This is a genomic window from Microbacterium sp. (genome assembly GCF_047607465.1).
In the GTDB taxonomy this organism is placed as follows: Bacteria; Actinomycetota; Actinomycetes; order Actinomycetales; family Microbacteriaceae; genus Microbacterium.
Map to the genome: position 1 here is coordinate 14494 of NZ_JASGCY010000033.1, position 18599 is coordinate 33092.

Sequence of the window (18599 nt, forward strand, 5' to 3'; positions counted from 1 at the left end):
GGGCTGGAACGGGTGGAGCGGCGTCGCCGCTCCTCGGAACTCCCCCTCTGTCATGGGCCTGAGAGCTTCGCCCGCAAGGGGCTTTCACCGTCGGCGGATTCGAAGAATCGCTTTTCAGAGTGGCCGGACGCGAGCGGTGGGGGTACCTGAGAGATTGGCGGGGAGGCTTGCTCCTTCGGTGCCCGGCCGCATTCACCGGGCTCTCCCGCACGCGTCGTGCGGCCTGTGTTCTGTTGTGGCTCCATTCTAGCGGGTCGCCCCGCATCGCTCATCCCTTCACGGCCCCCGACACCAGTCCGCCGACCATGCGCCCCTGGACGAACATGAAGAAGATGACCACGGGAAGGGCGATCAGGGTCGCTCCCGCCATCACGGCGCCCCAGTTGGTCGCCTCGGTCGCCGACTGGAACGAGTTCAACCACGGCATGAGCGTGAGGTTGTACCCCTTCATCAGCAGCAGCGCCATCGTGAACTCGTTCCACGACTGGATGAACGCGAAGATGCCGGTGGAGACGAGACCAGGAGCGAGCAACGGGAACGTCACCCTCCAGAAGGCCTGGGTCTTGGTGCATCCGTCGATCATCGCCGCCTCTTCGAGGTCGGCCGGCACACCGGCGACGAAGCCGCGCAACGTCCAGATCGTGAAGGGGATGACAGCGGCCGTGTAGACGATGCCGAGACCGAGGAGCGTGTTCAGCAGGCGCCAGTCGTCGATCATCCCGTAGATGGTGAACATCATCGCCTCACAGGGGATCATCTGCACGATCAGCACCGAGATGATGAATCCGCGACGCCCCCGGAAGTGGAAGCGGGCGACGGCGACCGAGGCGAGGAACGCGAACAGCAACGTGACGATGAGCACGCCGACAGTGACGATCGCCGTGGACATCAAGCCGTGCGGGAAGTCGGTCTGGCCCTGGGCCGCCTCCTTCGTCCAGGCGGTGACGAAGTTCTTCCACGTGAAGTCCACCGGGAACATGCTCGGCGTTCGGCTGATGATCTTGTTGCTGGGGGTGAACGCCATGTTCACCATCCAGTAGACGGGGAACACCGAGCATGCGAAGACGATCGCGGCGGCGCAATTGAGCAGGGTGCGGTTGACCGCCTTGCGCGGCGAGGTGGCGCTCACAGCTCTTCCTCCTTGAGAGTGGTGCGGACGTATCCCCAGGACAGACCGAGCAGCAGGATCACCATCAGCACTCCGATCGCGCTCGTGACACCGAACTCTCCGACGCCCTGACGGAACAGGTACGTACCGAGCACGTTCGTCTCGCTGGCCACGCCGCCGCGCGACTGGAGACCGTAGACCTGGGTGAAGATGCGCAGGTTCCAGATGATCTGGAGCACGAGCACGACGGTGAGCACGCTGCGGATGTGCGGGAAGACGATCTCGCGGAAGCGGCGGAATCCTGTCGCTCCGTCGAGAGAGGAGGCCTCGAGCACCTCGTCCGGCACCTGCCCCAGTGCCGAGTACGTGGTGAAGGCGACGAAGGGAACGCCCTGCCACACCACGATGATGATGAGCACGACGAAGAACGTCCACGGATCGGCGAGCCAGGAATGGTTCGTGAAGTCGCTGGATCCGGTGATCGTGTTCAGGACGTAGTTCACCAGGCCGTACTGCGTGTCAAAGATCCACCCCCAGACGACGGTGGCGGCAAGCGGCGGCATGGCCCACGCGAGGAGGAGCCCGATCGACACGGTCGTGCGCCACGCCTTGCCGAGGCTGCGCATGAGCGCCGCGATCGAGACGCCCAGCACGATGATGAGAGCCGACATCACGACCATCAGGCCGAGGCTGCGCGCGAGCACAGCGAGGAAGTCCGACGCCGTGAACACCTCGATGTAGTTGTCGAACCCGATGAAGTCGGCCCAGGTGCCCTGCACCTTGTTCTTGATCGAGTAGTTCGTGAACGACTGGTAGATCATCACGCCGGCGGGATAGCCGACCATGACGGCGAGGATGATCACGGAGGGCGACAGCAGCGCCCATCCTCCGCTGTTCTCGCGCCGTTGTTTCCGGCGCTGCACGGCGTCGGGATGCCGACGCTCGTGCTCCGACGCCCGGCGGGGCGCTTCGGTCAAGGTGTTCATGGGTACTCCACTCCAGGCATATTCCACACGGCCCCGGCGCCGCGTTTTCGGGTCAGCGCCCTGAACAGATGCCGGGGGCATCCGGTCTCGGATGTCCCCCGGCACAGGCTGATCAGATCAGCCGTTGAGGATCGACTCGATCTCCTTGTCGAGGTCGGTGGCGATCTGCGTGACGTCGCCGCCCTGCGCGATCTTCACCAGCGCGTCGGGGATGACCAGCGAGGACTCGACCTCCGACCACTTCGGGGAGGCCGGGACCGACTTCGACGAAGCCGTGGCCGTGGCCGCTGCCGCCGTGATCTCGTCGTCGGGCAGGAACTCGGCGAAGGACTTGAGCGCCGGGATGAGACCGTTCGCCGCGAGCTCCTTCTGGTAGCCCTCCGAGAGGAGGATCTTCAGAGCTTCCGCAGCCTTGTCCTTGGCATCGCTCTTGGCGGCGATCGCGACGTTCGATCCGCCGGCGAACACGGGAGCGGCTTCTCCGGCCTTGATGCCGGGCAGCGGGAACGCGTGCAGGTCCGATCCGAAGGTGTCGGGGCAGCCGGGGTTCTCGGCATCGGTCGGAGCGAGGATCGACCACTTCACCCACGACGGGGCGGAGAGGTAGCCGGTCTCACCCGCGCAGAACGGAACCTGCGGGTCCTGCTCGTTCGAGTCGGCGGGCGCGACGTTCGCGTTGAGGTAGACATCCTGCAGCATCTCGAGACCCTTGACGGACTCATCGCTGGAGAACTGCGCGTCCCAGTCATCGCCGTCCTTGACGGCGATCTCTCCGCCGTTGGCCCAGACGAACGCCAGAGCGTTGTACCAGTCCTTGCCCGGAGCCCAGATGCCCGAGCGCGTGTCGGTCTTGAGCGACTTGCCCTTGGCGACGTACTCCTCGAGGGTCTGCGGCTGCTCAGCGCCGGTGACCTGCTCGGAGTAGAAGACGATGCGGGATCCCGCGTAGTACGGCACGGCGTAGGTCGCGCCGTCGGCCGACCCCAGGTCGACGAAGCTCTGCAGCAGGTCGTCGCCGCCGAGGTCGGCGACCTGGTCGGTGATGTCTTCGAACAGTCCCTGCTCGATGAAGCCCTGCGACTGGGTGTTGCCGACCTCGACCACGTCGGGCGAGTCGCTGGAGGACAGCGCTGCCACGTACGCCTCGTTCGTGTCGGCCCAGGTCTTCTCCTCGATCTGGAGGGTCCAGCCCTCGTTCTCGGCTTCGAAGGTCTTCTTCAGGTACTCGCGTGCCGAATCCGGGGTATCGGATCCGACGAGCCACACGGTGAGTTCGCCGGTCTCGGCAGACTCGCCGCCGCCGTTGTCGGTGCCCGACTGGCAGCCGGTCAACGCCATGGTCAGGAGCGAAGCTCCAGCCACGGCGGTGAGTGCGATCTTGCGCTTCCCGTTTCTGATCATTCTGATATTTCCTCTCGGTGCTGCACTGCAGGAGGGATCTCCGGGTGGAGTGAACCCCGACCGGGGTTCGCGGATACCCCTGTTGGGGTTTGTTAGGACAGTAACCTAACAAACCCCACCGAGACAGACAAGCCTCATCGGCGATTGTAGATAACGTTTCGGACTCGGCATCCGGGGCTACTCTGCATTGACAGAAAAGGTGCGACTGACACTAAGATGGATCCGGAGGTTAAGGTGATGATGACTCAAAGCATCAGGGTTGCGGTCTCGACCGTCATCCTCACCCTGCGGCGCACCGAGCGCGGCGAACGGGTGCTCGCCCTGCCCCTCGTGCTGCGCACTCGCGAGCCGTTCGCCGACCAGTGGGCGCTTCCTGGCGGCTGGCTCACCCCCACAGAGTCGCCGGTCGATGCGGCCGCCCGCACCCTCGCCGAGACCACCGGCCTCGCACCCAGCTACCTCGAGCAGCTCTACGCCTTCGGCGCTGTCGACCGCTCCCCCACCAGAGTCGTCTCGATCGTGTACTGGGCGCTGCTGCGTCAGGACGAGGTCGATAAGCACAGCGCCGCCCACCACGCATCCGGTCACGCCCCCGAGAACGTCCGCTGGTTCGACGTCGACGACCTGCCGCCCCTCGCCTTCGACCACGCGGCGATCATCGAGTACGCCCTCTGGCGCCTGCGGAACAAGGTCGGCTACAGCCGCGTCGCCCACGGGTTCCTGCCGGCCGAGTTCACCCTCGCCGACCTCCGCGAGGCCTACGAGGCGATCCTCGGAAAGAGCCTGGACCCCGCGAACTTCCGCCGTCAGGTCGAGGCGTCCGGAAACCTCATCCCCACCGACGGCTTCCGTACCGGAAGCCACCGCCCCGCCCGCCTCTACCGCTACAACACCGATGTCGCGTTGGCCGATCGCGGCCCGCTCAGACCCGAAGAAACGAGCATGCGATGAGCATCACCTTCGTCCCCGTCACCCGGCTCGACCCCTCTGTCGACCATCATCTGCAGGCGATCGTGCAGGGCACGTCGACCGACGCGACCTGCAGCACCGATCTCGCCGCAGGCCCCTGGGACTTCGACACCCGTCCCGGGTACGGCCCCGGTTCATCGATGGGCGACGTGATCCCCGCCGGGGCGCCCCGCCAGGGCGAGCTGCCTGCCGAGTACCGCGAGGCGAGCGAGGCCGAGCTCGACGAGCGGATCCGCGCCGCGAAGCGCACTCTCGGCGACCGCGTCGTCATCCTCGGCCACTTCTACCAGCGCGAAGAGGTCGTGCAACACGCCGACTACGTGGGCGACTCGTTCCAACTCGCGACGGCCGCGAAGGGACGCACGGATGCCGAGGCGATCGTCTTCTGCGGCGTGCACTTCATGGCCGAGACCGCTGACCTCCTCTCCACCCCCGAGCAGGCGGTCATCCTGCCGAACCTCGCCGCCGGCTGCTCGATGGCCGACATGGCCGACATCGACCAGGTCGAGGACTGCTGGGAGCAGCTCTCCGAGATCTACGGCGACATGGACGCGGCCGACGCCGACGGGCGGGTGCCGGTGATCCCGGTGACCTACATGAACTCCTCCGCAGCGATCAAGGGCTTCGTCGGCCGGCACGGCGGCATCGTGTGCACCTCCTCGAATGCGAAGACCGTGCTGGAATGGGCGTTCGAGCGCGGCCGGCGGGTGCTGTTCTTCCCCGACCAGCACCTCGGGCGCAACACCGCGAAGGCGATGGGCGTGCCGCTCGAGCGGATGCCAATGTGGAACCCGCGCAAGGCGCTCGGCGGCTCGACGGTCGCAGAGCTCGCCGAGGCCCAGGTCATCCTCTGGCACGGCTTCTGCTCCGTGCACCGGCGCTTCACGGTGGCGCAGATCGATCAGGCCCGCGCCGAGCACCCCGGCGTGCGCGTGATCGTGCACCCCGAGTGCCCGATGGAGGTCGTCGACGCCGCCGACGAGGCGGGTTCGACCGACTACATCCGCAAGGCCATCGACGCGGCGACCGAGCCGACGACCTTCGCGATCGGCACCGAGATCAACCTCGTCCGTCGGCTCGCGGCCCAGTACCCGCAGCACGAGATCTTCTGCCTCGACCCGGTCGTCTGCCCCTGCTCGACGATGTACCGCATCCACCCCGGCTACCTCGCCTGGGTGCTCGAAGAGCTCGTCGCCGGACGCACACCGAACCGCATCACGGTGTCGGACGACGTCGCAACCCCTGCCAGGGTCGCTCTCGAGCGGATGCTGGCGGCGAAGCCCCCGGTCGCGGCGGGTGCGAAGTGAACGTCGTCGTCGTCGGATCCGGCATCGCCGGGGCGACCGCCGCGCTGCACGCGCACGAGGCCGGCCACGACGTCACCGTGGTGACCAAGGGCGCGCTCGGCGACGGCAGCACCGGTTTCGCCCAGGGCGGCGTCGCCGGCGTCTACGGACCCGGCGACTCGGCGGCCCGGCATGCCGCCGACACGCTGGATGCCGGGGCAGGGCTCTCCGACCCCGCAGCCGTCGACGTGCTCGTCGCCGAGGGCTCGGCGCGCATCGCCGAGCTCATCGCGCGCGGTGTCGCCTTCGACCGCTCCCCCGACGGCGACCTGCTGCTCGGACGCGAGGCCGCGCACAGCCATGCGCGCATCGTGCACGCGGGCGGCGATGCGACTGGAGCGGCGATCTCGCGCGCTCTGAGCGCGCGGGTGCGCGAGAGCGGGATCACGATCATCGAGGGCGGTTTCCTCTCAGACCTCTCCGTCCGCGATGGCGCGGTGCGCGGCATCCGTCTGCTCCTGGACGGCGCGCCGGTGCAGCTCGACGCGGATGCCGTCATCCTCGCCACCGGCGGCGCCGGCCACCTCTACGCGCACACGACGAATCCCGCTGGTACGACGGGTGACGGGATCGCCGCGGCGATCAGGGCGGGCGTCGAGGTCGCCGACCTCGAGTTCGTGCAGTTCCACCCGACGATCCTCGCCACGGGCCCCGCGTTCCTCGTCTCCGAGGCCGTCCGAGGAGAGGGCGCCGCACTCATCGACGACGAGGGGCGGCGATTCGTGTTCGACAGCCACCCCGATGGCGAACTCGCTCCGCGCGATGTCGTCTCCCGAGCGATCGCGCGGCAGGCCGCAGCTCAGGGTTCGCCGGTGCGGCTCGATGCGACGGCGCTGGGCGCGGAGCGTCTGGCCGCACGGTTCCCCACGATCGATCGCGTCACCAGGGAACGCGGCTTCGACTGGAGCCGGGAGCCGATTCCGGTGACGCCGGCCGCGCACTACCTCATGGGCGGGGTCGTGACCGATCTCGACGGGCGCGCATCGCTGCCTGGGCTCTTCGCCGTCGGCGAGACCGCGCGCACCGGCGTGCACGGCGCGAATCGCCTCGCCAGCAACTCGCTGCTCGAAGGGGCCGTCTTCGGCGCCCGTGCCGCCGCCGCGCTCGGCGCAGGGGAGCGGCCCCTCAGCGAGCGCAGCGAGACGAACCGCCTCGACCCCCGGCCCCTGAGCGAGCGCCCCGACCCCCGGTCCCTGAGCGAGCGCAGCGAGACGAAGGGCGCCCGAGCGGCCCTGCAGCAGCTCATGTGGCACGAGGTCGGGCTCATCCGCACCGCCGCCGGGCTCGAGCACGCCCTCGCGACGCTCCGTGCGTGGCGCGCCGCCGCCGCGCCACCGGTCACCGTCGCCGACCACGAGGACGCGAACCTGCTCCTGCTCGCCGAGGCGACGGCATCCGCCGCCCTCGGGAGGACCGTCAGCGTCGGCGCCCACTACATCGAAGCCCCCGAACTGGAGAGAGTCTGATGCTCACCGCCGCCACCGTCGCCCGCGTCGTCGGCGCCGCCCTCGAAGAGGATGCGCCGTGGGGCGACCTCACGAGCACCGCGCTGCTGCCCGCCGAGGCGACCGCCACCGCCGATCTCGTCGCGCGCGAGGCGGGCGTCTTCAGCGGCGGCGAGGTGTTCGCCACCGCATTCGCCCTCACCGACCCGCACGTGAGCGTCGACGTGCACGTCGGCGACGGCGACGAATTCGCTCCGGAGGACGTCCTCGCCTCGGTGAGCGGATCGGCCCGCAGCATCCTCACCGCCGAGCGCGTCGCGCTGAACTTCACGCAGCGCATGAGCGGCATCGCGACCCTCACCGCGGCGTACGTGCGCGCCATCGACGGCACCGGCGCACGGATCGCCGACACCCGCAAGACCACCCCCGGCCTGCGTGCCTTCGAGAGGCATGCGGTCGCCTCGGGAGGCGGGCGCAACCACCGCTACTCCTTGTCGGATGCGGTGATGGCGAAGGACAACCACCTCGCCGTGCTGCAGCGCTCGGGCGCGGATCTGGCATCCGCCCTGCGCGAAGCCTTCTCCCACCTGCCGCACACCACGCACATCGTGATCGAGGTCGACCGGCTCGACCAGATCCCGGCCGTGCTCGACGGCGGCGCGCACACGGTGCTGCTCGACAACTTCTCGCTCGACGATCTGCGCTCAGGCGTCGCCCTCATCGGCGACCGCGCCCAGGTCGAGGCATCGGGAGGGGTGAACCTCGACACCGTCCGCGCCATCGCCGAGACCGGTGTCGACGTGATCTCCGTCGGCGCCCTCACCCACTCGGCCCGCGCTCTCGACCTCGGTCTGGACGTCAGGATCGGCTGATGCTGTACCTCGACCACGCCGCGACCTCACCGGTCAGACCCGAGGTGCTCGAGGCGATGCGCCCGTACCTCACCGGCGTGTTCGGCAACCCGTCGAGCCACCACACCGCCGGAGAGGCCGCGGCGAGCGCGCTGGACGATGCACGGGCGCGCGTCGCCCAGACGCTCGGGATGCGGGCAGGAGACGTCGTCTTCACCAGCGGCGGCACCGAGGCGAACAACCTTGCGCTCAAGGGCATCGTGCTCGGCTCGGCGAAGCGGCATCTGATCGTCTCATCGATCGAGCACGAGTCGATCCTCGAGTCGGCGGCGTATCTGCGCAGGCTCCACGGCGTCGAGGTGACGGCGGTGGATGTCGACGGGTGCGGTCGCATCTCTGCGGATGCCGTCGCCGCGGCCCTGCGCGACGACACGGCGCTGGTCGCCATCGGCCACGCGAACAACGAGATCGGCACCGTGCAGGACATCGCGGCGGTCGCCGCTGTGACGACGGATGCCGGTGTGCCGCTGCACGTCGACGCCGTGCAGTCCGCGGGCTGGCTCGCGCTCGACGGGCTCGGAGCGGATGCCGTCGCCATCGCCGGCCACAAGCTCGGCGCCCCCAAGGGCATCGGGACGCTGGGGGTGCGCGGTCGGGTTCCGCTCGAGCCGCTCCTGCACGGCGGAGGCCAGGAGCGCGGCCGGCGCTCTGGCACGGAGAACGTCGCAGGGGCCGTCGCGCTCGCGACCGCGTTAGGGCTCGCCGAGGCCGAAAGGGACGGTGTGGCAGCGCAGGTGGCCGAGCAGACGGCGCGCTTCATCGCGGCCGTGCTCGCGGCGGTTCCCGAAGCCGCGCTGACCGGCGATCCGGTGCGCCGGCTCCCCGGCACGGCGAGCTTCACGTTCGCCGGGGTCAGCGGAGAGGCGGTGCTGCTGGAACTCGAGCGCCGCGGGGTGATCTCATCGAGCGGATCCGCGTGCGCCGCCGGCAGCGACGAGCCATCGCACGTCCTGCTCGCGTGCGGCATCGCGCCCGAGGTGGCGCAGACCTCCGTGCGCTTCACCTTCGGCCGCGAGCCCCTGCCCGCCGATGCCCCCGAGCACCTCGCGGCCCTCGTCGCCGCATCGATACGCGCGGTCTCCGCCCTCTGAGCGGCCCTCTCTCGCCGGGCCCGTGCGGCGGCGAGGTGGCAGACGTTCCGTGATCCCGCGCTTCAGGGCGGCACAACGGCCACCTCGCCGGCACAACTGCCACCCGCCAGCGCAGCGGCGCCCCGACGCGGACCACCAAGCGCCCCAGCCGCCATAGACTCGGCTGGTGCCCGCATCCGCTCCGATCGTGACGATCATCGTGCCGGGGCGCGACGTCGCCGCGTTCGCACCCGCGGCTCTGGACTCGTTGCGGGCGCAGACCGAGCCGCGATGGCAGGCGATCCTCGTCGACGACGGATCCGTCGACGAGACGGGCGCGATCTTCTCGGATGCCGCTTCCTCCGACGCGCGGTTCCGGATGCTCCGCAACGACGAGCCGCGGGGCCTCGGCGCCGCGCGGAACCTCGGACTCGATCACGTCGACACTCCCCTGCTCGGCTTCCTCGACGGCGACGACGAGCTCACCCCCACCGCGCTGGCACGCCTGACCGGCACCCTCGACACCACCGGCAGCGACTTCGCCGTCGCCGCCTACACCCGCGCCCGCTTCGACGGCACCGCCTATGCACCCGGGCGCGTGCAGCCCTGGGTCGCCGCCGCCACATCGCCCGAGCGCCTCGGCACGACGATCCTCGCGCATCCGCAGGCGTCGGGGAACATCGTCGCCTGGTCGAAGATCAGCCGCACCGCGTTCTGGGGCGACCTGCGCTTCCCGGAGGGCGTCGCCTATGAGGATCAGGTGATCGCGCAGCGCCTGTACACGAGGGCGCGGGCCTTCGATGCGATCCCCGATGTTGCGGTGCACTGGCGAGTGCGCGCAGACGGCACCTCGATCACGCAGGGCAAGGCGCAGCTCCCCGTGCTCCGCGACTACCTCGCCGCCCTCGACGGCGGCATCCGCGTGCTGCACGACGCCGGAGCGTCCGCCGCTGTCGTCGCCCGTCTCGAGCTGATCCTCGCCATGGACGTCCCTCCCCTGCTGTCCATCGCCGCAGAGCACCCCGACCCCGAATACGCGGCCGCGGTCACCACCTTCATCGACGGCCTGAAGGCCTACCCCGAGTTCACCGACGCCCGTCCCGACCACACGCTCGCCGAGGCGCTCGCCTGGTGAGCCGAGGAGCCCCCATGAACGCCTACCTCGATTCCCTGTTCGGCCTCGCAGAGCGCGTCGCGATCGTCACCGGGGGGCAGCTCGGGCATCGGCCGCGGCATCGCGACCGCGCTCGCGCGCGCGGGCGCTGCGACCGTCATCGTCGCGCGCGGCGAGGACCGCATCGACGATACGGTGCGGGAGCTGACTGATGCCGGATGCCGCGCCGCCGGTGTCGTCGGCGACCTCGGCACGCGTGCCGGCATCCGTGCCGCGGCGGATGCTGCGACCGTGCCCTTCGGTGAGCCGGACATCCTCGTGAACTCGGCGGGCATCAACATCCGCCCGCCGTTCGCCGAGATCAGCGACGACGACTGGGACGCCACGATGACAGTCAACGCTCTCGCCCCGTTCCTGCTCGGGCAGCGCTACGCGCCAGGGATGGCGGAGCGCGGATACGGACGCCTGATCCACATCAGCTCGCAGCAGGCGCATCGTGCCTTCGTCGGCAGCGGCGTCTACGGTGTGTCGAAGGGCGCAGTCGAGTCGCTGATGCGCTCGGAGGCCGAGGCGTGGGGCGGCACCGGGGTCACCAGCAACACCCTCGTCCCCGGCTTCGCGCTGACCCCGCTGAACGCGCGCCTCCAGGAGGATGCCGAGAAGGTCGCCGCCCTCGCCGCGCGCACCATGATCGGCCGCAACAGTCTGCCCGCGGACTTCGCGGGAGCCGCCGTGTTCCTTGCCGGCGCCGGATCGGCGTACGTCACCGGGCACTCGCTGTTCGTCGACGGCGGGCTGTCTGCGCACTGACCGGGCTCACCCCGTACGAACCCCGCCGACCCCGGCGCGCACCCCGCGCACGCGCCCGGCGCCGTTCACACCTGGGCGTCGGGGACCTCGAGCCTCGATGCGTCGAGGAGCGGGATCGGCGAGGTGAGAGCGGCCACGGCATCCGCCGCCGCTGAGTCCTTCGGGGCTCGGTCGGCGCGCCGATCCGACGGCGGCTCGCCGTCGATCAACGAGGCCGCCACCTGCTGGGCCGCGAGCTCCGCGTACAGCCCGCCGCGTGCGATCAACTGCGCGTGAGTGCCCGATTCGACGATGCGCCCGGCCTCGAGCACGTGGATCGTGTCGGCGCCCATGACCGTGGACAGCCGGTGGGCGACGGTCAGCGTCGTGCGTCCCTTCGCCGCCTCGTCGAGCGCCTCCTGCACGACGCGCTCCGAGACGGTGTCCAGCGCCGAGGTCGCCTCGTCGAGCAGCAGCACCGGCGGATCCTTCAGCAGCACGCGCGCGATGGCGATGCGCTGCTTCTCACCGCCGGAGAGCCGGTATCCGCGTTCGCCGACGACCGTGTCGTAGCCGTTCTCGAAGCCCTCGATGACATGATGGATGTTCGCCGCCGTGCACGCCGCGACGAGTTCCTCCTGCGTCGCGCCCGGCTTCGCATAGAGCAGGTTCTCGCGGATCGTCGCGTGGAACAGGTAGGTCTCCTGCGAGACGATGCCGATCTGGTCGATGATCGACTCCTGCGTCAGGGTGCGAACGTCAGCCCCCGCGAACGTCACCGCGCCGCCTGCCGCCTCGTAGAGCCGTGACGCGAGGTAGAGGATCGTGGTCTTGCCGGCGCCGGACGGACCGACGAACGCCACGTGCTGCCCCGGCTCGGCGACGAAGGAGACCCCGCGCAGCGTGGGCCGGGCGGCCGGCACGGAGTCGGGATAGCGGAAGACCACGTCGTCGAAGTCGATCCGCCCCCGCGGACCCGGCGCGGCGGAGACGGGTACCGCGTCGGGCGCGTCGGTGATCTCGGGCACGAGGTCGAGGTACTCGAAGATGCGCGCGAACAGCGCCGACGAGGTCTGCAGGTCGAGCGCCACCCGCATGAGCCCCATCAGCGGCATGAGCAGGCGAGCCTGCACCGTCGTGAACGCCACGACCGCGCCCGCCGTGATCGCGCCGGTGCCGCCGGCGATCAGGTAGCCGGATACGAGGTAGATGATCGCAGGCACCGAGGACATGAGCACCTGCACGACGGCGAAGAACCCCTGTCCGCTCATCGCCCGCCGCACCTGCAGCTTCACCTGGTTGCGGTTCTCCGCCTGGTAGCGCGCCGACTCGGTGCGCTGACGGTTGAAGGACTTCGACAGAAGGATGCCGGAGACGCTCAGCGTCTCCTGCGTGATCGAGGTGAGCTCCGACAGCGACTCCTGCGTCTCGCCGGCGATGCGGGCCCGCAGCTGGCCGACCCGCCGCTGGACGATGATGAGGAACGGCATCATCACGATGGCGATGAGGGTCAGCCGCCAGTCGATGAGGATCATCGCGACGAGCGAGGCGACGACGGTGACGGCGTTGCCGATGATGCTGGTGACCGTGTTCGTGAGCACGCCGGAGACACCGCCCACGTCGTTCTGAAGGCGCGACTGGATGACGCCGGTCTTGGTGCGGGTGAAGAATCCGAGCTCCATCGCCTGCAGGTGCTCGAACAGGCGCACCCGGAGATCGCCGGTGACGCTGTTGCCGACGGTCGAGGTCAGCCAGGTCTGCAGGACACCGAGCCCCGCCGAGAGCAGGAACAGCCCGATCATCGCGACGACGAGCCAGGTCAGCGGCTCGAGGTGCGGACCGCCGCCCGCCACCGGGAACAGCGCGTCGTCGAAGATGCGCTGGACCAGCAGCGGCGGCACGACGGCGATGGCCGCGCCGACGATCACGAGCACGGCGGTGAAGCCGATGCGCCAGCGGTAGGGGCGGAACAGCGACACCACCCGGGAGCGCAGACCGGCGATCCGCGGCGCCGCCGCGTTCAGCCGGCGCTGCGCCTCGGCATCCACCGGGCGGAATCCGCCGCGCCCGCCACCGCCCATGCTCATCCTGTCAGCGTAGCCACGGCCTCGGACACCGCGTCCCCCGATCCGCTCACAGCGGATCCGGCTGACCCGGGAATGGAATGTCCGCGGTCGCCGTTACGCTCATAACCTGCTCATCGACGCGGGGCCTTCCCGCCCGCGCCGGCTCCCCCACCACCCGCTTCCCGGAGGTCGCCCATGTCTGCCGTCGATTCCGGCGCCATCTCCGTGGCCTCCGCCTCGCCGTCGGCGCAGGCCGACATGATCCCCCGCAAGGACATGCGCGTGATCTGGGTGCTGCTCACGGCCGCGTTCGTTGCGATCCTCAACGAGACCACCATGGGCATGGCGATCCCCCACCTCATCGATGACCTCGCCATCACGCCGATCGCCGCCCAGTGGGTGAGCAGTGCCTTCATGCTGACGATGGCGGTGGTGATCCCGGCCACCGGCTTCCTGCTACGCCGGTTCACCACGCGCCAGGTGTTCCTCTCGGCTCTCGCACTGTTCTCCGCAGGCACGCTGCTGGCGATCGTCGCGCTCGGCTTCGAGATGCTCCTGGTCGCGCGCGTCGTGCAGGCCGGCGGCACGGCGATGATGATGCCGCTGCTGATGACCACGATGATGAACCTCGTGCCGAACGAGTCCCGCGGGCGCATGATGGGCCGCGTGAGCATCGTCATGTCGCTCGCGCCGTCGATCGGCCCGACGATGTCGGGGTTCCTCCTCGACCACTTCGGCTGGCGCTCGGTCTTCGTCGTGGTGCTGCCGATCGCCCTGGCGGCGATGTTCGTCGGCTGGCGCTGGCTGACCGATGTCGGCGAGACGACGGATGCTCCGCTGGACGTGTTCTCGATCGTCCTGTCGGTGTTCGGCTTCGGCGGCATCGTCTACGGACTCAGCCAGATCGGCTCCCTCGCCGAGGGCTCTGGCAGCGCACTGCCGCTGATCATCGCGCTCGTGATCGGCGTCGTCGGACTCGGCGCCTTCCTCTGGCGGCAGGTGGTCCTGCAGCGTGCGGACGACGCCCTGCTCGATCTGCGGGTCTTCTCGTCGCTGGGCTTCTCGCTCTCGATGGCGCAGATGTTCCTGCTGTCGCTGGCCTTCTTCGGCACGATCACCATCGTGCCGCTGTTCCTGCAGAAGGCGCTGATGCTGCCCACCCTCGACGCCGGTCTCGTGGTGCTGCCAGGGGCGCTTGCGATGGGCCTGCTCGGTCCGTTCATCGGCCGCATCTACGACGCCCACGGCACCAGGGTCCTGCTCGTCCCCGGGGCGATCCTCGCAGCCGGAGCGCTCTGGTTCTGCGCGACGCTCACCGCCCAGACGCCGGTGTGGGTGGTGCTCGTCGCGCAGACCGTGCTGTCGATCGGCCTCGCGCTGTCGTTCACCCCGCTGTTCACGGCGTCGCTGGCCTCGCTGTCGCCGAAGTTCTACTCCTACGGCAGCGCGGTCATCGGCACCGTGCAGCAGGTCGCGGGAGCTGCGGGCATCGCGGTGATGGTTGCCGCCTACACAGTGGTCGCGAACGCGAATGGCGCCACCGGCTCACCGGTGGCCGTCGCCGAGGGTTCGCGCGTGGCTTTCCTCATCGGCGCGGTGATCGCCACGATGACCGTGGTGGGCGCCTTCTTCATCCGCAAACCCGACGACGCGACGGGAGAGCACGCCCCGATCCACTGACGCGGCGCCTGCGGAGAAGAAGAACGACTTCGGCGAGGGAGTTCTCGCCGGTCAGGCCGACGGCGTCGCGCAGGAGCCGCCGCAGCATCCGGCTGCGTCGAGCAGATTCGGCGTGCCCGGGAGCGGCTGGAGACCCTCGGGGGTCTGAAGGTCGTCGGCGGTCTGCGAAGAATCAGTCATGATCCGATGGTACGCCCGTCCGGCGGGTCGGAGCCTTCTGCGACCCGGCGGGCGGCGACGGCATCCGCTCTGGAGAAGAGCGCCAACGCTCTGCGCGGCGCTCGCCCGCTCGCGCACTACCGTGGAGAGATGCTGAAACGCTCCATCGCCCGCCTGTACTGGGCACTGAGCCGGTGGCGGCTCGTGTCCGAGCCGGCGCCGACCCGGCCGACCGTGCTCGTCGGCGCTCCGCACACCTCGAACTGGGACTTCGTCCTGATGCTCGCCATCGCCTGGCGACTCGGGGTCGACGTGCACTGGCTGGGCAAGAAGAGCCTGTTCGCGGGCTGGCGCGGGCCGATCATGCGCGCGCTGGGCGGCATCGCCGTCGATCGCGCGGAACCTGCGGCCGTGGTCGGCGACGTGGTGGCGCAGGTGCGCTCCGGGTCGGTCTTCGGACTCGTCGTCACTCCCGACGGCACGCGCGGCGGCAACGCGTACTGGAAGAGCGGCTTCTACCGCATCGCCAGACAGACGGGCATGCCGGTGACGCTCGGCTTCGTCGATCGGACCACCATGACCTGCGGGCTCGGCCCGACCATCGACCTCACCGGCGACGTCACGGCCGACATGGATCGCATCCGCGCGTTCTACGCCGACAAGGCCGGAGTCCGCCCCGAACGGCGCACCGAGCCACGTCTTCGCGAAGAGGGCGACGCCGGGTAGAGGAGCTGAAGATCGGCCTCGTCGCGAGCGGCATCCGCTCCTGCGCGTCTCGGACGCTCACCCGATGCCGACGACGAGATTGATCGTCGAGGCGAGGATGACGGTGCCGAAGAGGTAGCCAAGGAGGGTCTGCGCGATGACGACCCGCCGGAACTCGTTGCGGGTGACGTTCGTGTCCGCCACCTGGTAGGTCATTCCGAGCCCGACCGAGAAGTAGACGAAATCGGTGTACTCGGGGTCTTCGTCCTGATTGAACTCGATGCCGCCCACCGGCTCGGCGTAGTACATGCGCGCATAGCGCAGCACGTACTCGGTATGGATCAGGGCCCATGAGGAGATGACGCTGAGCACGCAGACGCCGGCGAGCGCGTACTTCTCGACGCCGGGCGCGCTCTGCGCCTGCGTGAGCACGACGAGCACCGCGGCAAGGCTCATGAGGCTGCCGACGATGGAGGTCAGGCGGGCGACGCGCCGCCCCGGCGCCTCGACGGTCGCGTGCGAACGGGTGGCGACGGCGTCCATCCGCCAGATCAGCGACAGCACCCAGGCGACGTTCAGGATCGCGAACGCACCCCAGCCGGCGAGGATCCCTGCGGCGACACCGAGCACGGGGGCGACGGCGACGCCGCAGGCGACGCCGGCGACGATCGAGACGACAGCCCGCAGCCGGACGAAGGCGCGGGCTGTCGGAGTGCTCATGATCGGATGCTGCCGCTGCCGCGTCAGTCCCAGTCGAGGTACTCCTCGATGACCACGGCCGTCTCGATCGGGTGGTGCATCGGGAAGAGGTGATCGCCGGGGATCGGCTTGATGCTCGCGCGGTCGGGCACCGTGGCGTACAGCTTCTCCGCGTTCGCGGCGGGGGTGACGGTGTCGTCGTCGCCCTGGATGATGAGCACCGGGATCGCCGGGGCGAGCGGGACGTCGACATCCTCGACGCCGAGCATCAGCAGACCGTTCGCGCGCTCGGAATGAGCGGCGACGAGTGCGCGCGCGACCGTGCCGCCGAATCCATGACCGCCGAACCAGGTGTCCTGGATGCCGACGTGATCGATGACGGCGAGCGCATCGGCGACGCGGTCGTCGAACGAGGCCTCCGCGGCGTCGACGCGGTGCCCGATCCGCAGCACGTGGAAACCCGCCTCTTCGGCCAGGTAGTGGCCGACCACGCCGAGGACATCGGCGGCCAGAGCGTCCTCCTGGATCAAGACGAGCTTGACGGGGCCGTCGCCCTCATCGACGAAGGGGATCGCGCGGCCCTCGGGCTCGAAGATCTGGGTGTCGGTCATCGGTGCGGGACTCCTCGGTGCAGAAGACTGGACGATCCAGCCTAACCCGCGGCGGCGGGCGCGCCGACGGAGCTACCGGTTCTTCCCGGCTGACGAACCCGGACCACGATCACAGCGACTGCATCCACTCATGCTGTTCGTCTCATGCTGTTCGTCTCGCGATGGATAGCGACGATGCGCAGAACAACTGCCGGTCTCAGCTGACGACAGCATCCTGCCGCCGCCCCACCCCTCGCACGATGAAGACGGTCACGATCGCGACGAGCGCACCACAGAAGGCGAGCGACTGCCGGGGCTCTCGCAGCGTGGGCAGCATCAACCCGAGGAGCGCGAAGAACCCCGCGCAGAGGAGCACCGTCGCGATGACTGCCACCACGTCAGACCAGATGCGGGATGAGCTCACCCACCGCCGCGCGAGATGGAAGCACGCCCACGCCAAGAGCGTGAGGACAAGACACAGAGGGACCGCCACGATCGCGCCGAGGAATGCCAGCGTCAGCGACCAACCCGTCGCGCCAACAGATGTTCGCTTTGTCACGGCGTGCGTTCCCTCTCCAATACGTCTCGAAAGCTCTCTGCCTGCAGGGACGATGTGTCCGTTTCGCCAAGAATAAACACCATCGAGGATCGCACTGACCTTGGCCTGGTCGAGCCACTCCACCAGCGCCGTGGTCTCCGGCTGTGAGATGAGAAGCGCTCCGAGTGCGGACGTGTCGACGTAGACACGTGGAGTGCCGCCCTGTCTCAACCGCCCGGAACCACCGCAACCCGCACGCCTACGGCTTCATAGGTGGATCGGGCACGCGCATCCCGCGTCGCGAGCATGAGATCGTATCGCTGAGCGGCCAATGCGACCAGACCGTCATAGGCCGCCCCGCCCGCGATGCCGAGGCGAGCGAGATCCCGGTGAGCCGCAGACGCCGCTTCGGGCGGAAGCGCGACATTTCTGGCGAAGTTCTCGTCGATCAGCACAACAGCATCCGCGGGGGTCAGGCGCGCATCGCCAGGCAGACGAGTCAGCACGGAATAGGTCTCCGCGAGGGCATGACCACTGAGGGCAAGGGTTCGCCCTCTCGCCCATTGTTTGACCGCCTCATGCGCCTCATGCGATGCAACGAGTAGCGGAACGGCCACACTTGTGTCGACTGCGCAACGCGAATCGTCGGTCAACGTCGCCCGGAATCGATCAGTGCAAAAATCTGCTCATCCGTGACGACGGTGTCGGCACGAGAGACCAGACGACCATCGGCGTCCCGCTCGAGCCGGGCCGTTCGACCGCCCGGCGTGATCTGCACACCGCTACCGTACGGCGAGACGTCCACCTTCGAACCAGGAACCAGCCCCAACGAGTCACGCACACTCTTGGGCAGCAGCAGCCGACCTCCGGAATCGATTGTAGCTTCCATGGGATTACTCTACCATTCTCATCCCATTCCAACTTCGAGGACCCCGTCAGCAATTCGCTGTCGTCGACCACCGCCGAGAACCTGAGCTCGATCCGCGCCGAACCTCCTTGGATGTTGCGGATCGCGAGCGCGAA

19 protein-coding genes and 1 riboswitch are annotated in these 18599 nt (G+C 69.1%); of the genes, 9 read left to right on the plus strand and 10 right to left on the minus strand.

Going from position 1 to position 18599, the window contains the following annotated elements; genetic code table 11:
- Positions 1–124: 124 nt before the first annotated feature.
- Positions 125–218, minus strand: a riboswitch (glycine riboswitch).
- Positions 219–268: 50 nt separating this feature from the next.
- The 3 genes from QM568_RS04115 to QM568_RS04125 form a co-directional block, all read right to left on the minus strand.
- Positions 269–1129, minus strand: coding sequence for a carbohydrate ABC transporter permease (locus QM568_RS04115; protein ID WP_415136099.1), 861 nt, complete (start codon positions 1127–1129; stop codon positions 269–271).
- Entirely contained in the window at positions 1126–2094 is a 969-nt protein-coding gene (locus tag QM568_RS04120) for a carbohydrate ABC transporter permease (protein WP_415136101.1), read from the minus strand. Before QM568_RS04120 ends, QM568_RS04115 begins: the two co-directional genes overlap by 4 nt.
- A gap of 117 nt (positions 2095–2211) precedes the next feature.
- Positions 2212–3495: an extracellular solute-binding protein gene (locus QM568_RS04125; protein WP_415136103.1), complete on the minus strand. Its 1284-nt coding sequence runs from the start codon at positions 3493–3495 to the stop codon at positions 2212–2214.
- Positions 3496–3735: 240 nt separating this feature from the next.
- Here QM568_RS04125 and QM568_RS04130 point away from each other — a divergent pair, with 240 nt between their 5' ends.
- From QM568_RS04130 to QM568_RS04160, 7 genes are all read left to right on the plus strand, one after another.
- Positions 3736–4446: an NUDIX hydrolase gene (locus QM568_RS04130; protein WP_415136284.1), complete on the plus strand. Its 711-nt coding sequence runs from the start codon at positions 3736–3738 to the stop codon at positions 4444–4446.
- Positions 4443–5771 (plus strand): quinolinate synthase NadA, encoded by a 1329-nt coding sequence (nadA, locus tag QM568_RS04135; protein WP_415136105.1) that lies wholly within the window; start codon positions 4443–4445, stop codon positions 5769–5771. The genes QM568_RS04130 and nadA overlap by 4 nt, the downstream gene beginning before the upstream one ends.
- Positions 5768–7276, plus strand: coding sequence for an L-aspartate oxidase (gene nadB / locus QM568_RS04140; protein ID WP_415136107.1), 1509 nt, complete (start codon positions 5768–5770; stop codon positions 7274–7276). Before nadA ends, nadB begins: the two co-directional genes overlap by 4 nt.
- Complete coding sequence (nadC, locus tag QM568_RS04145; RefSeq protein WP_415136109.1) at positions 7276–8127, plus strand: carboxylating nicotinate-nucleotide diphosphorylase; 852 nt, start codon at positions 7276–7278, stop codon at positions 8125–8127. Before nadB ends, nadC begins: the two co-directional genes overlap by 1 nt.
- Entirely contained in the window at positions 8127–9257 is a 1131-nt protein-coding gene (locus QM568_RS04150) for a cysteine desulfurase family protein (RefSeq protein WP_415136111.1), read from the plus strand. Before nadC ends, QM568_RS04150 begins: the two co-directional genes overlap by 1 nt.
- A 166-nt stretch (positions 9258–9423) precedes the next feature.
- Complete coding sequence (locus QM568_RS04155; protein WP_415136113.1) at positions 9424–10371, plus strand: glycosyltransferase family 2 protein; 948 nt, start codon at positions 9424–9426, stop codon at positions 10369–10371.
- Positions 10372–10470: 99 nt separating this feature from the next.
- Complete coding sequence (locus QM568_RS04160) at positions 10471–11160, plus strand: SDR family NAD(P)-dependent oxidoreductase (RefSeq protein ID WP_415136286.1); 690 nt, start codon at positions 10471–10473, stop codon at positions 11158–11160.
- A gap of 65 nt (positions 11161–11225) precedes the next feature.
- Here the strand turns inward: QM568_RS04160 and QM568_RS04165 are convergent, their stop codons facing one another.
- Complete coding sequence (locus tag QM568_RS04165) at positions 11226–13220, minus strand: ABC transporter ATP-binding protein (protein ID WP_415136288.1); 1995 nt, start codon at positions 13218–13220, stop codon at positions 11226–11228.
- A 180-nt stretch (positions 13221–13400) separates the two neighbouring features.
- Here QM568_RS04165 and QM568_RS04170 point away from each other — a divergent pair, with 180 nt between their 5' ends.
- On the plus strand, positions 13401–14885 hold the full coding sequence (locus QM568_RS04170) for a DHA2 family efflux MFS transporter permease subunit (RefSeq protein WP_415136115.1): 1485 nt from the start codon (positions 13401–13403) through the stop codon (positions 14883–14885).
- 51 nt (positions 14886–14936) lie between these two features.
- Here QM568_RS04170 and QM568_RS04175 read toward each other — a convergent pair whose 3' ends face one another.
- Positions 14937–15065 (minus strand): hypothetical protein, encoded by a 129-nt coding sequence (locus tag QM568_RS04175; protein ID WP_415136117.1) that lies wholly within the window; start codon positions 15063–15065, stop codon positions 14937–14939.
- 129 nt (positions 15066–15194) lie between these two features.
- On the opposite strand from QM568_RS04175, the gene QM568_RS04180 reads away from it, so the two are divergent.
- Positions 15195–15770, plus strand: a complete 576-nt coding sequence (locus QM568_RS04180; RefSeq protein WP_415136290.1) for a 1-acyl-sn-glycerol-3-phosphate acyltransferase — start codon at positions 15195–15197, stop codon at positions 15768–15770.
- A 57-nt stretch (positions 15771–15827) separates the two neighbouring features.
- On the opposite strand, the gene QM568_RS04185 is transcribed toward QM568_RS04180, so the two are convergent.
- The 5 genes from QM568_RS04185 to QM568_RS04205 all read right to left on the minus strand — a co-directional run bounded on the left by QM568_RS04185 (position 15828) and on the right by QM568_RS04205 (position 18465).
- The gene (locus QM568_RS04185) at positions 15828–16469 is read right to left on the minus strand and encodes a DUF1345 domain-containing protein (protein WP_415136119.1); all 642 of its coding nucleotides are present in this window, start codon (positions 16467–16469) and stop codon (positions 15828–15830) included.
- Between the two features lie 23 nt (positions 16470–16492).
- Complete coding sequence (locus QM568_RS04190; RefSeq protein ID WP_415136121.1) at positions 16493–17059, minus strand: alpha/beta fold hydrolase; 567 nt, start codon at positions 17057–17059, stop codon at positions 16493–16495.
- A gap of 196 nt (positions 17060–17255) precedes the next feature.
- Positions 17256–17432, minus strand: coding sequence for a hypothetical protein (locus tag QM568_RS04195; RefSeq protein ID WP_415136123.1), 177 nt, complete (start codon positions 17430–17432; stop codon positions 17256–17258).
- 371 nt (positions 17433–17803) lie between these two features.
- Positions 17804–18193: a PIN domain-containing protein gene (locus tag QM568_RS04200; RefSeq protein ID WP_415136292.1), complete on the minus strand. Its 390-nt coding sequence runs from the start codon at positions 18191–18193 to the stop codon at positions 17804–17806.
- A gap of 32 nt (positions 18194–18225) precedes the next feature.
- Positions 18226–18465, minus strand: coding sequence for an AbrB/MazE/SpoVT family DNA-binding domain-containing protein (locus tag QM568_RS04205; protein WP_415136125.1), 240 nt, complete (start codon positions 18463–18465; stop codon positions 18226–18228).
- Positions 18466–18599: the final 134 nt, after the last annotated feature.

Excerpts from the sequence above, each read along its gene's own strand:
- QM568_RS04125 (WP_415136103.1), bottom strand. The coding sequence starts at position 3,495 with ATGATCAGAAACGGGAAGCGCAAGATCGCACTCACCGCCGTGGCTGGA.
- QM568_RS04170 (WP_415136115.1), top strand. The coding sequence starts at position 13,401 with ATGTCTGCCGTCGATTCCGGCGCCATCTCCGTGGCCTCCGCCTCGCCG.
- QM568_RS04120 (WP_415136101.1), bottom strand. The coding sequence starts at position 2,094 with ATGAACACCTTGACCGAAGCGCCCCGCCGGGCGTCGGAGCACGAGCGT.
- nadC (WP_415136109.1), top strand. The coding sequence starts at position 7,276 with ATGCTCACCGCCGCCACCGTCGCCCGCGTCGTCGGCGCCGCCCTCGAA.
- QM568_RS04190 (WP_415136121.1), bottom strand. The coding sequence starts at position 17,059 with ATGACCGACACCCAGATCTTCGAGCCCGAGGGCCGCGCGATCCCCTTC.
- QM568_RS04205 (WP_415136125.1), bottom strand. The coding sequence starts at position 18,465 with ATGGAAGCTACAATCGATTCCGGAGGTCGGCTGCTGCTGCCCAAGAGT.
- QM568_RS04150 (WP_415136111.1), top strand. The coding sequence starts at position 8,127 with ATGCTGTACCTCGACCACGCCGCGACCTCACCGGTCAGACCCGAGGTG.
- QM568_RS04130 (WP_415136284.1), top strand. The coding sequence starts at position 3,736 with ATGACTCAAAGCATCAGGGTTGCGGTCTCGACCGTCATCCTCACCCTG.
- QM568_RS04175 (WP_415136117.1), bottom strand. The coding sequence starts at position 15,065 with ATGACTGATTCTTCGCAGACCGCCGACGACCTTCAGACCCCCGAGGGT.
- QM568_RS04165 (WP_415136288.1), bottom strand. The coding sequence starts at position 13,220 with ATGGGCGGTGGCGGGCGCGGCGGATTCCGCCCGGTGGATGCCGAGGCG.
- nadA (WP_415136105.1), top strand. The coding sequence starts at position 4,443 with ATGAGCATCACCTTCGTCCCCGTCACCCGGCTCGACCCCTCTGTCGAC.
- QM568_RS04185 (WP_415136119.1), bottom strand. The coding sequence starts at position 16,469 with ATGAGCACTCCGACAGCCCGCGCCTTCGTCCGGCTGCGGGCTGTCGTC.
- QM568_RS04180 (WP_415136290.1), top strand. The coding sequence starts at position 15,195 with ATGCTGAAACGCTCCATCGCCCGCCTGTACTGGGCACTGAGCCGGTGG.